Below are 12,392 nucleotides of genomic sequence, written 5' to 3'. Positions count from 1 at the left end.
TTCCGGTCGCGCGCTCGGCCACCCTCTGTCGATGGGGCTTGCCCTGGTTATCCGGGGGTCCTATGCTGTCCGCTCTCGAAAACGAACGGCATTCCATCAAGGTGCGCGAAATCTCATCCGGCGCGTTTCCTCTCCGTCCTCGATCGATGCGCTGCCCGGCTCGTGGCCTAGACACTCCTTAACCTGCTACTCAAACTTACGGACAGGCAACCCATGCTTGCGGCTGAACCATCGGTCGAGCTCTTTTTGACACTCGGTCTCGTCATCCTGGCGATCTTGTCATCCAACCTCGCCCTTCTCTCCCTGATCAGACTGCTGGCACCGGCTCGTCGGCTCGCGATCTCAGTGCCCGAGGAAGCTGAACTGCCCAAGGTTCTGGTCCAGCTTCCGCTCTTCAACGAAGGCGAACTGGTCGAGCGGATCCTTGGCGCCGTCATGGCGCTCGACTGGCCGCGCGATCGGCTCGAGATCCAGGTGCTCGACGACAGCATCGACGGTTCGCTCGCGGTGAGCCGCCATGCGGTGTCCGAGCTGCGCCAGCGCGGCGTGCGGATCGAGCTGCTGCATCGCGTCGAGCGGACCGCCTTCAAGGCCGGCGCCCTGGCGGCGGGACTGGAGCGCTCGGACGCGCCCTTCGTCGCCGTGTTCGACGCCGATTTCATTCCGCCCCGGGATTTTCTGCGGAAGACGGTCGGCGCGCTCCTCGCCGGACCCGATCTGGCCTATGTCCAGACGCGCTGGGCACACATCAACCGCGAGGAGAGCCTGCTGACGCGGATCCAGGCGCGTCTGCTCGATTCGCACTTCTGCGTCGAGCAGGAGGCGCGCTGGCGTCTGGGACTCCCGGTTCCCTTCAATGGAACCTGCGGTCTGTGGCGTCGTGAGGCCATTCTGGATGCCGGCGGCTGGGAGGGCGATACCCTGACCGAGGATCTGGATCTGAGCCTGCGCGCGCGTCTGCGCGGCTGGCGATCCGCCTATATGATGGATCTGACGGTGCCCGGCGTGCTGCCCAACTCGGCCCGCGCCTGGCGGGTTCAGCAGTTCCGCTGGACCAAGGGCTTCGTCCAGTGCTTCGTCAAGCTGACGCCCATGATCTGGCGCGGCAGTCCGCTGCCGCTGTGGCAACGACTGATGGTGAGTCTGCAGATGGGGCAGCCGCTCGCCTTCGTGGTGGGGGGGGGCTGCCTCTTCATGGGGCTGCCCTTCATGGCCGGAGCGGCGGTCGGCGGAGAGACCCTGGGACGGGTCGCCATCCTGACCTCGATTCTGGGCTTCGCCGCCCCGATCGCCTTTCTGATCCTGGCCGGCCCCCGGGGTCCGGTCCGGAGCACTGCGGCCGAGGTGCTGGGCTCCCTGGTCCTGACCAGCGGTCTGCTGCTCTCCAACGCCCGCGCCGGGATCGAGGCGCTGATGGGACATCAAACCGAATTCGTCCGTACACCCAAGGCGCGCACGCAGCCGGGCTCGTCGCCGAAGATGCGCTGGCGCAACGGCGCCATCGAGCTGTCCGCCGGACTGGGGCTGCTCGGCTTCGCCCTGCTCGAGCAACCGTTCGCCGTCCTCTATCTGGCCATGGTCATCGGCGGTCTGCTCGGTCTTGGTGCCATGCAGATGCTGGATGGCATCGCTCTCTCCAAGCCGCCGGGGCCGCGTCACTGAGCCATGTGCCGATTCGATCCCGTGCCGGGATCGAATCGGTCGCTCCTTCACATTTCTCCCCCACCCTGATATCGCCATTCCGCATAACCGCGCGGCCGGGGTCTCGACGAGGAACGCCGAAAGGCGTGTCGGCTCCTATTGCGGCTCTTGCGGTCTATCATGCTTTCGACCGAAGATTCCGGTAATACACACCGGATGCGTGTCCGGATGCGGTTCCGCGATCCCCGATCCGGTATGCTTCCATTCAAGTGCCGTGCGGAACGTTCATGGCGATACGCGATTCATCAGGTTAGATCTAGCAGTCAGCGCGGGATTCCCCTATGTCCGAGATAACCGACACCGAGCGTTCGAGCGAGCAGCGTTCCGACGAGCGATCCAATCCATTCGATGGCTATGTCGTCGCCATCGGCGCCTCGGCGGGCGGGCTCGACGCGCTCGAGCGCTTCTTCCAGGGTCTGCCCGAGAAGACCGGTGCGGCCTTCGTGGTCATCCAGCATCTGTCGCCGGACCACAAGAGCATGATGGCCAGCCTCCTGGCGCGTCATACCCCGATGCCCGTGGTCACCGTCGCCCACGACATGCATATCGAGGCCGACCGGGTCCATCTGATCCCTCCGGCCAGTCTCATGACGGTCTCGCGCGATTCGCTGAGGCTGAGCCCCAAGAATCCGCGCGGTCTGACGCTTCCGATCGACCTCTTCTTCTGCTCGCTCGCCAAGGAGTTCGGCAATCGGGCGATCGGAGTCATCCTCTCCGGTACAGGTTCGGACGGCACGCGCGGGGCGGTCGCGATCAACGATGCCGGCGGCTTCCTGCTGGCCCAGGATCCGGAGTCGGCCAAGTTCGACGGCATGCCCCGAAGCGTGATCGCGACCGGTCTGGTCGACGCCATTCTGCCGCCCGAGGATCTGGGGCCGCGTCTGGTGGAGCACATCCATCAGCTGCCCCAGGCCAAGATCCATACCCCGGTGCTCTATCACGAGATCGACAAGGACAGCGCCCACGAGGAGATCATGCATCTGCTCCAGCACTCGGGGGGCATCGATTTCAGGGAATACAAGCCGGCGACGGTGATGCGGCGCATGGAGCGGCGCATGCAGGTGCGCCAGACCCCGGACCTGCTGAGCTACGCCAGGCTGCTCGAGTCGGACCGCGGCGAGCTGGCCACGCTGCGTCGCGAGCTGCTGATCCCGGTCACCAGCTTCTTCCGCGATCCCGAGACCTTCGAGACCCTGGCCGAGACCGCGATCAAGACCATCGTCACCGAGCGCGGCGACAATCAGCCGATCCGGGTCTGGGCGCCCGGCATCGCCACCGGCGAGGAAGCCTATACATTGGCCATCCTCTTCGCCGAGGCCTTCGAGCGCGCGCGCCGCTGGCCCAACTTCAAGCTGTTCGCGACCGATGTCGAGCCCCAGAACGTCGAGACCGCCGGCGCCGGCGTCTTCTCGGAGGCGATCACAGCCGAGATCTCGCCCGAGCGTCTGGATCAGTTCTTCATGCGCCGCGGCAACCATTTCGTGGTCCGGCCGGAGATCCGCCAGAGCATCATCTTCGCCCGGCACAATCTGCTCGAGGATCCGCCCTTCACCCGGATGGATCTGGTGTCCTGCCGCAACCTGCTGATCTATTTTCGTCCCGAGGCCCAGGAACGGGCACTGCGGCGGCTGCAGTACGCCATGGCGCCCGGCGGCTTCCTGCTGCTCGGGCCGAGCGAGACGATCGCCAACCTGCAGACCGACTTCACGGCCGTCAGCTCCAAGCACAAGATCTATCGCATCCTGCGGCACGTCTCCCTGCCGCTGGATGCGGCCAACGCGCCCCTGTCGCGGCATTCGGTCGTGGGCGCCAAGCCGCGCATGCTGACCCAGCAGCAGTCGCCGGTCAGCGACGCGGCCGTGATCGACGCGGCCCAGGCGCTTCTGCTCCATACCTATGCACCCACCAGCCTGCTGCTCAATCAGCGCCACGACCTGCTGCACGTCTTCGGCGACGTCGGGCACTATCTGCGCATCGGCGAGGGCAGCGTCAGTCTCGACCTCGGCAAGCTGCTGCCCAGCGCCCTGGTTCCAATCGCCAAGGCCCTGCTCTACAAGGCGGCTCGCGACCGGGTGCCGCTGCGCTCGGATCTGCTCGGGGTGACGCTCTCCGAGCGCGGCACCGAGCGTCTGCGTCTGGTGGCCCGCCCGGTCGAGCCCGCGCATGGCGAGCTGCATCTGCTGCTCTCGTTCGAGCCCGAGGTGATGCCCGAGCCGGACATCGAGGTCGGGGTCGAGACGGAGGTCGAGGGCGAGGCCCGGGCCGCCGCCCTGGCGCTGGAGGGCAAGAAGAGCCGTACCGACATCGAGGTCATCAGTCTCGACCGCGAGACCGCCCAGCGTCTCGAGAACCTGGAGCGCGAACTGGCGGCGACCCGCGAGAGTCTGCAGGCGACCATCGAGGAGCTCGAGACCGCGAACGAGGAGCTGCAGGCGACCAACGAGGAGCTGATGGCCTCGAACGAGGAGCTCCAGAGCTCGAACGAGGAGCTGCAGTCGGTCAACGAGGAACTCTATACGGTCAACGCCGAGAACCAGGAGAAGATCGAGATCCTCAACCGGCTCAACGCCGATCTCGACGGTATGGCGAAGGCGGCCTCGATTGCGACCATCTTCGTGGATTCGCAGCTGCGGCTGACGCGCTTCACCCCGGAGGCCACGTCCCTGTTCAAGATCCGCGACGCGGATCTGGGGCGTCCGATCGACGACTTCAGCAACATGCTGCAATATCCGGAGTTCATGCCCGAACTGAGGCGCACCATCGATGCCGGCGAGATGCTGCAGCACGAGATCCATGCCGCCAACGGTCGGAACTACCTGGCGCGGGTTCTGCCGTATTTCATGCGCTCCGGCGAGTCGCGCGGCGCGGTCGCTACCTTCGTGGACATCACCACGCTGCGTGACGTCGAGCGTCTGCAGGCGGTGCTGGATTCCCTGCCGGAACATGTGGCCGTGCTCGACCGCAGGGGTGTCATCACCATGGTGAACAGCAGCTGGCGCCGTTTCGCGGCCGAGAACGGCGATCCGGAGCTGAAGCGCTCGGGGATCGGGGTGAATTATCTCGATGTCTGCGATCAGGAGGAGGATTCCGAGGCGAGCGAGGGAATCGCCAAGATCCTGTCCGGCGAGTCGGACTCCTTCGCCCTCGAATATCCCTGTCATTCGCCGGATGAGGAGCGCTGGTTCGTTATGCATGTCGCCCCCATCGATCATCCCAATGGGGGGGTGGTGGTGAGCCACATCGAGGTCACCAAATGGTCCGGTGGGGTGAATGAAGAATCCTAGGGATCCGGATTTCGATCGGGCGGGGCGTGAGGATCCGGGTTTGCATGGCGCGCTCGAAGAGATCATAGAGATGTCCGACGAACGGATTCGTCGACGCGCCATGGAGGTGCTCCGGGAAGGCCGTTTCAAGCTGGCCGACGACCTCTTGGCCCGGTCCGATCTGGATCTGGTCTCGCTGGTGGAGAATCTGCGGGTCTATCAGGCGGAGCTCGAGATCCAGAACGAGGAACTGCTGCGCAACCAGCGCCAGATCCAAGAGTCCCTGGCGCGCTTCGCGTCGCTCTTCAACACCCTTCCGGTGGCCGAACTGGTGATCGACCACAAGGGACTGGTGCTCGAGGCCAACCCCGAGGCCCAGGCGCTCTTCGGTCTGAGCAAGGCCCATCTGAATCAGCATTTCCTCGCCCGATTGATCGAGGAGGTCGATCGCGGTGCCGTGGTCGGTGCCTGGACCAAGCTGAGCGTCGACGAGAATCTCAGGCTTCCCGAGATCCGTTTCCGCAGGCTCGGCGACGGCGGTTTCATCGGCGATCTGCACATCGCCCCGCTCGCATCCCCCCTGGGCGAGATCAGACAGTATGTCTGCGCCGTGCTCGATCGCAGCGAGGCGGTCGCCCAGCGTCGCTCGCTCTACGAGTCGAGCGAGCGTCTGCGCCGCAGCGACTCGGTTCTGCGCGAGCGTCTGAAGGAGCTGGCCGCCCTGCACGACGTTTTGGCCGAGACGGCGCGTCACGAGGCATCCGTCGGCGAGGTCCTGCAGCATGTCGTCGAGCGTCTGCCGGACGCATGGCGCTTTCCCGATCTGGCCGAGGCGCGCATCCAGGTTGCCGGGTCTGGCTACCAGACCGCCGGCTTCGTTCGGAGCGACTGGCGCCAGTCGGTCGAGCTGAAGTTGTCCGATGGCCGGGCCGGGGAAATCCAGGTCGTCTACCGCGAGCGTCCGCCGGTCGTCGAGGAGGACGAGCCCTTCCTCGCCGAGGAGGGACGCTTGCTCAAGGCGGTGGCGGCCCATGTGACCAGCTTCCTCGGACGCCGTTGCGACGAGGAGCGGCTGCGCGAGACCCGCGAACGCTATCGCGTGCTCGCCGAGTTCAGTTCGGAGTGGGAATATTGGCTCGGTCCGGAGGGGCGCTATCTCTACGTGTCGCCGGCCTGCGAGCGCATCACCGGTCATTCCGCCGCCGAGTTCGAGGCCGATCCCGAGCTGCTGACGCGCCTGATCCATCCGGAGGATCGTGCGCGCTGGATCGCCCATGCGGAGCACCAGAGACGGGATGATGAATGCGAACTGGACGGCTTGGAATTCCGCCTGCTGACCCGTGACGGGCGGGAGCGTTGGATCGAGCACATCTGCAATCAGGTGATCGCCGATGACGGCCGTTTCCTCGGGCGTCGCGGGGTGAACAGGGATATCAGCGAGCGGATCGAGGCGGAACGGTCGCTCAGGCTGGCGGCCCGGGTCTTCGAGAGCACCGACGAGGGCGTCGTCATCACGGATCCGCGCGCCCGAATCCTGGCCGTGAACCGGGCCTTCACCGAAATCACCGGCTATGCCGAGGAAGAGGCACTCGGCGAAACCCCGGGTCTGCTCCGCTCGGGACGCCAGGATTCGGGATTCTATTCGGGCATGTGGGACAGCCTCGCGAATCGGGGACACTGGCGCGGCGAGCTGTGGAACCGCCACAAAGAGGGCCATCTCTTCCCCGTGCTGCTGACCGTCAGCTCGGTGCTGGACGATGCGGGCGAACTCACCAATTACGTCGGCGTCTTCAGCGATATCAGTCATATCAAGCGCGCCGAGGAGCGGCTCGAATTCCTCGCCAATCACGATCCGCTGACCGAGCTACCGAACCGCTCCATGTTCCAGGAGCGCCTGCAGCAGTGCATTCAGCGCGCCGAGCGTTACAAGCGCCAGTTCGCCCTGCTGTTTCTCGATCTCGACCACTTCAAGGACGTCAACGATACGCTGGGACACCCCTTCGGCGACGCACTCCTGAAACAGGTCGCCGAGATTCTGGCGCAGCAGGTGCGGGTGGTGGATACCATCGCGCGGCTGGGCGGGGACGAGTTCGTCGTCATCCTGGAGGACATCCCCGAGCCCCGTTTCGCGGCCCGTTTCGCCGATCGACTGATGGATGTCTTCGCTCAGCCCATGATCGTCGTCGAGCAGGAACTCTTCATCACGGTGAGCATCGGTATCAGCGTCTATCCGCAGGACGGTCAGGACATGGACAGCCTGGTGCGGCATGCCGATATCGCCATGTATCAGGCCAAGAGCGCCGGCCGCAATGCCTTCCGCTTCTTCGAGCCGCTCATGTCCGATGGGCTCGCCAGGCGGATGAGGCTCGAGCACCAGCTGCGCGGCGCCCTGGAGCGCAACGAGTTCGTGCTTCACTATCAGCCGCAGCTGAGCCTGGACGGTCGCCGTCTGCGCGGCGTCGAGACCTTCTGCCGCTGGATGCATCCCGAGCTGGGCCTGCTGCCGCCGGAGCGCTTCCTGCCGATGACCGAGGAGCTCGGGCTGATCAAGGAACTCGGCTGCTGGGTGCTGGAGCAGAGCTGCGGGCAGCTCGCGAGCTGGGATCGCGCCGGGATTCGGGTGCCGCGCCTGGCGGTGAATCTGAGCATGCGCGAGCTCTCCGGGCGGGAAACCGTCGCGCGGGTGCGGGAGATCCTGGAGCGCTACCGGATCGCGCCCGAACGGCTGGAGCTGGAGGTGGCCGAATCCAAGCTGATGCGCTGCGCCGATGCCTTGGTGGGGAACCTCAAGGGTATTCGCGAGCTGGGCGTTCGTCTGGCCGTCGACGATTTCGGCATCGGCTTTTCGTCGATGACGCTACTGCAGCGTCTGCCGCTCAAGCGGCTCAAGATCGATCGCTCGATCGTGGCGGCCCTGGCCGCGGACTCCGACCAGCGGCTGGTCGTGCGTGCCATCGTGTCCCTGGCCTACAGCCTGGGGCTGTCGGTGCTCGCCGAGGGCATCGAGACCCGAGAGCAGGCCGACCTCCTGATCGGCGAGGGCTGCGAAGAGGGACAGGGATTCTTCTTCTGCGAGCCCTTGCCGCCCGGGGATCTCGTCTGGTCCTGGCCGGCTTGAGGCAAGCCGCCAGCGATCAGCTTCCAGCCGAGAGGCGGATTCAGCTGTCCGCTGATTCTCGAGGCTTGGCCAGCTCGGCCAGCAGCCGGCGGACGAATCCGGGCCCGCCATAGACGAGGCCGGTATAGATCTGGATCAGGTCGGCGCCCGCGGCCAGCTTGGCGGCCGCGCCTTCCGGGTCCATGATGCCGCCGACGCCGATCAATAACGGATCCGGGCCGAGCTCCGAGCGCACGCGCGCGAGCAGTCCGGTGCTGCGCTCCAGCAGCGGGCGTCCCGAGAGTCCTCCGCTCAGACCCTCGGTGGGACTCTCGAGTCCCTCGAAGCGGATGGTGGTGTTGGTCAGGATGAGGCCGACGCAGCCGGCACCGAGCGCGGCACGGGCGCAGGCGACGGCGTCCTCGTCGGTCAGGTCGGGGGCGAGCTTGACCAGGAGCGGTCGTGGTCGGTTCAAACGCTGATTGGGCCCCTGGATGGCGCCGATGATGCGCTCGACCTCGTCGACGCGCTGCAGGTCGCGCAGCCCGGGCGTGTTCGGGCTCGAGATGTTCACCACCACATAGTCGGCCAGCTCTCCGAGCCGCTCGAAGCTGCGCCGATAGTCCTGGGCCGCCTCCTCGGCGGGCGTGACCTTGGACTTGCCGAGATTGACCCCGAGCGGGACCTGCAGGCATCGGCGCTCGCGCAATCGCTCCAGCCGCCGGCCCATGGCCTCGGCACCCTCATTGTTGAATCCCATGCGGTTGACGATGGCCCGGTCCCGTGGCAGCCGGAACAGACGCGGGCGCGGATTGCCCGGCTGGGCCAGCGCCGTGACCGTGCCCACCTCGACGAAGCCGAACCCGAGCGCCTGCCAGGCCGGGACCGCCTCGGCGTTCTTGTCCAGCCCGGCCGCGAGTCCGATCGGATTGGGAAAGCGGAGACCCATGGCCTCGACGGCAAGGCTCGGGTTGCGGGCGATGTCGCCCGGCCCCGGCGTGCCGTCGAACAGACGCGACCAGCGCGACAGCAGACCGAGCGCGGTCTGGTGCGCCCGTTCGGGGTCCATCTTGAAGGCGAGCGGTTTCAGGAGCGTCCAGGGATCGGGTGTCTTCATGATCGAGCTGTATCCATATTCGAGTGTGCGACGGGAGTCGGTCTGCAATGTGATGGCGGGCGGCTGCGGGCTTGACCGTCAGCGGCCCTTGCGCCGCTCGGCGCGGAGGCTGTATTCGTTGCCGGTCAGGATGAGCGCGGCGCCGGCGAGCACCCAGGGATCCAGGCCCTCGCCGTAGAAGAGCGCACCGATCACGGCGATCAGCGGCAGGCGCAGGAAATCCATCGGCAGGACCAGGGTCGCGTCGGCATGCTGAAAGGCCTTGGCGACCCCGAAATGGGCGCTGATCCCGGTGACGGCGGCGACCAGCAGCCAGGGCAGGTCGGACCAGTCGAGCGGCGACCAGGCCCAGAGCGCCGGGACCAGACCGATCGCCAGCTGCATCGTCAGCATCCAGAAGAGGATGGTGAAGACGCCGTCGTGTCGGGTCAGACCCTTGGTGCTGGTCAGGCTGACGGCGAATCCGACGGCCGCCAGCAGTCCGATCAGGGTGCCCTGGTCCAGCTCGCGCAGTCCCGGACGGGTCATGACCAGTATCCCGGCCAGTCCCATAATGAGCGCGGCGATGCGTCGCCGATTCAGACGCTCGCCGAGGAAGGCGACGGCCAGCATGGCGGCCCAGACCGGTGTGGTGAATTCCAGGGCGAACACCAGCGCCAGGGGCAGCAGGCCGATGGCGGTGATCCAGCAGACCTGTCCCAGATAATGGAAGAGGTTGCGCAGCAGGTGCAGGGGCAGACGCCGGGTGCGGTGGAAGCCGGGCGCGAGAACGAGTGCGACCGGGATCAGCAGCGGCAGGCCGAGCGCGGTCCTTATCCAGAGGAACTGGACCGGGGTCAGCGTATCGAGCAGCTCGCGCGCCGAGACGGCGAGCGCGGCGAAGGAGGCCAGGGCCAGTCCCATCCAGAGCGCTGCGCGTCCGAGCGATGGCTCGATGGCGGCCGTCGGGGATCGCGGAGCTGGATCGGAGTCTGGAGATGGGGCGGATCGCACGGAGATTAGATGTCCAAGCCCGGCAGGACTAAATGCTATAGTTTGGCCTTTCCAATCGATGCGATCCGACGGAGGTCACATCCCATGGCTGCACGCAAGATTCTGATGCTGGTCGGCGACTACGTCGAGGATTACCAGGCGATGGTGCCCTTCCAGATGCTACAGATGGTCGGTCACAAGGTCCACGCGGTCTGCCCCGGCAAGATGCCGGGAGATTTCGTGCGCACGGCGATCCACGACTTCGAGGGCGATCAGACCTACAGCGAGAAGCCGGGGCACAGATTCGCCATCAATGCCGATTTCGCGACCGTCGATCCGGCCAAGTACGACGCGCTGGTCATCCCCGGCGGCCGGGCGCCCGAGTATCTGCGCCTGAATCCGAGGGTCATCGAGATCGTGCGTCATTTCGCCGCCGGAGACAAGCCGATCGCATCCGTGTGCCAGGGGCAGCAGATCCTGGCGGCCGCCGGCGTGCTCGAAGGCAAGCGCTGCACCGCCTATCCGGCCGTGCGTCCGGAACTGGAGCAGGCCGGCGGCACCTGGTGCGAGGTGAACGAGACCTTCTCCAACGCCTATGTCGACGGCACCCTGGTCACGGCCCCCGCTTGGCCGGCACATCCCGAGTGGATCCGCCGATTCCTCGAGGTGTTGGGCACCCGCATCGAATCCTGATCCGCCATGCATCATCGCGTCTTCGTCTACGGCACGCTATTGCGTGGCGATGTGAATCACCATCTGCTCGAGGGTGCCGAGTTCCTGGGGCCGCATCGCACGGCACCCTGTTTCGGGCTCTATCTGTTGGGCGCCTATCCCGGGATCGCGCGGGGCGGGACGACCGCGGTCCGGGGCGAGGTTTTTCGGGTCGACGGTGCCGGGTTGAGACGGCTCGATCACCTGGAGGACTATCCGCGTCTCTACGATCGGCAAAGGATTCCGACCCCCTATGGCTGGGCCTGGATCTACCTCTATCGCGGATCGCTGGAGAACCGGCCCCTGATCCGCGGCGGCGACTGGCGCGCCTTCGCCGCGGACCCGGACTCGATCCGGGCCGCGGGGGTGCGGAGCACCCGTGACTCCAAGACCCGGCATCGTCGCCAGGAACGTCTGCTCGTCGGCACCGGGGGCCGCTGAGAAGGGGCCGATCCGTCAATCTACTCGTGGGCCCGCATCCAGGAGGCCGCATGTCCGAAGAAGGTCGTTTCACCATTCAACTGGAGCAGCAGGAAGGCTTTCAGATCAAGGTCGCGTTCGATTGGAAGCGGGTCCCCGATCTGCTGATGGACGAACCGCCACCGCTCGGCGAACAGCAGGGTCCCAACGCCTCGCGCATGCTGGCGGCCGCGGCCGCCAACTGTCTGAGCGCCAGCCTGCTCTATTGCGTCTTCAAGGAGGAGCCACCGGAGAATTGTCTGACGGCCGAGGCCACCTGCATCATGGTGCGCAACGAGCGCAAGAAGCTGCGGATCGGGGGGATGGAGATCAGGCTCATCGTCGCCGACGTGGTCAAGGAGTCGCCCCGATTCGCGCGCTGCAAGGATCTGTTCGAGGACTTCTGCGTGGTCTCGGCCAGCATTCGCCAGGGGATTCCCATGAAGGTGACCCTCGTGGACCGGCAGGGCGAGGTTCTGCACGCCTCCGAATGACGGCCTCGAGTCGATTCGAATGAGGGACGCCTCCAGACGGCCGCCCGTCGGCCCCGAATCTAGGGTCGGCCGAACCCAGCTGACGGCGGCCCTGACCGGGCTCGGCCTGATCCATCCCCTGCCGGTATTGGTGCTGGTCGGCGGCGCCGCCAATCTGGAGCCCCATGTCGAGGGGCCGTTGCGTCTGGCATTCGACGCGCTGGTTCCGGTGATCGACCGGATCGGCGCGGCCCTGGTCGATGGCGGAACGGCCTTCGGGGTCATGCGTCTGATCGGGGACTCGCGCCGCCGGCTGGGTGGACGTTTTCCTCTGATCGGGGTCGCGGCGGTCGGCACGGTCGATGGCGGCAGTCTTCCGGCCGGGGTCCCCGTCCAAGAGGTGGATCCGGCCGTCCGGCCCGAACATTGGGTGGATGGCGCCCGGCTCGATCCGGATCACTCGCACTTCCTGCTGGTTCCGGGCGAGCGCTGGGGCGACGAATCCCCCTGGATCGATGCGGCCGCGGCTGCGCTGGCCGGCGGCCGACCGATCCTGACCCTGGTCGCGGCGGGCGGCCGGATCACGGCCCCGGACGTGG

The 12,392-nt window shown here is 66.3% G+C and carries 9 protein-coding genes; 7 read left to right on the top strand and 2 right to left on the bottom strand.

Annotation, left to right across the window (positions count from 1 at the left end):
- Positions 1-213 precede the first annotated feature (213 nt).
- The 3 genes from D779_RS06940 (at position 214) to D779_RS06930 (ending at position 8,082) form a co-directional block, all read left to right on the top strand.
- Positions 214-1,662, top strand: a complete 1,449-nt coding sequence (locus D779_RS06940) for a glycosyltransferase (RefSeq protein WP_043751600.1) — start codon at positions 214-216, stop codon at positions 1,660-1,662.
- A 320-nt stretch (positions 1,663-1,982) separates the two neighbouring features.
- Positions 1,983-4,985: a chemotaxis protein CheB gene (locus tag D779_RS06935; protein ID WP_043751597.1), complete on the top strand. Its 3,003-nt coding sequence runs from the start codon at positions 1,983-1,985 to the stop codon at positions 4,983-4,985.
- A 70-nt stretch (positions 4,986-5,055) separates the two neighbouring features.
- Entirely contained in the window at positions 5,056-8,082 is a 3,027-nt protein-coding gene (locus D779_RS06930; protein WP_232424101.1) for an EAL domain-containing protein, read from the top strand.
- Positions 8,083-8,122: 40 nt separating this feature from the next.
- On the opposite strand, the gene D779_RS06925 is transcribed toward D779_RS06930, so the two are convergent.
- A complete protein-coding gene (locus D779_RS06925; RefSeq protein WP_043751790.1) occupies positions 8,123-9,178 on the bottom strand; it encodes a quinone-dependent dihydroorotate dehydrogenase in 1,056 nt (351 codons plus the stop codon).
- 78 nt (positions 9,179-9,256) lie between these two features.
- Positions 9,257-10,081: a DMT family transporter gene (locus tag D779_RS06920; protein ID WP_052347912.1), complete on the bottom strand. Its 825-nt coding sequence runs from the start codon at positions 10,079-10,081 to the stop codon at positions 9,257-9,259.
- A gap of 174 nt (positions 10,082-10,255) precedes the next feature.
- Here D779_RS06920 and D779_RS06915 point away from each other — a divergent pair, with 174 nt between their 5' ends.
- From D779_RS06915 to D779_RS06900, 4 genes are all read left to right on the top strand, one after another.
- The gene (locus D779_RS06915; protein WP_043751592.1) at positions 10,256-10,843 is read left to right on the top strand and encodes a DJ-1/PfpI family protein; all 588 of its coding nucleotides are present in this window, start codon (positions 10,256-10,258) and stop codon (positions 10,841-10,843) included.
- 6 nt (positions 10,844-10,849) lie between these two features.
- Entirely contained in the window at positions 10,850-11,302 is a 453-nt protein-coding gene (locus tag D779_RS06910; RefSeq protein WP_043751588.1) for a gamma-glutamylcyclotransferase family protein, read from the top strand.
- Between the two features lie 50 nt (positions 11,303-11,352).
- Positions 11,353-11,814, top strand: a complete 462-nt coding sequence (locus tag D779_RS06905) for an OsmC family protein (protein WP_043751583.1) — start codon at positions 11,353-11,355, stop codon at positions 11,812-11,814.
- A gap of 19 nt (positions 11,815-11,833) precedes the next feature.
- Positions 11,834-12,392 (top strand): hypothetical protein (locus D779_RS06900; protein ID WP_043751580.1); only part of this gene is annotated, 559 nt, incomplete at its 3' end.

Origin of the sequence: Imhoffiella purpurea (genome assembly GCF_000585215.1) — a bacterium.
Classification (GTDB): Bacteria; Pseudomonadota; Gammaproteobacteria; order Chromatiales; family Chromatiaceae; genus Imhoffiella; species Imhoffiella purpurea.
The sequence above is the reverse complement of the archived record's forward strand: the minus strand, read 5'-3'. Positions and strand labels throughout refer to the sequence as shown.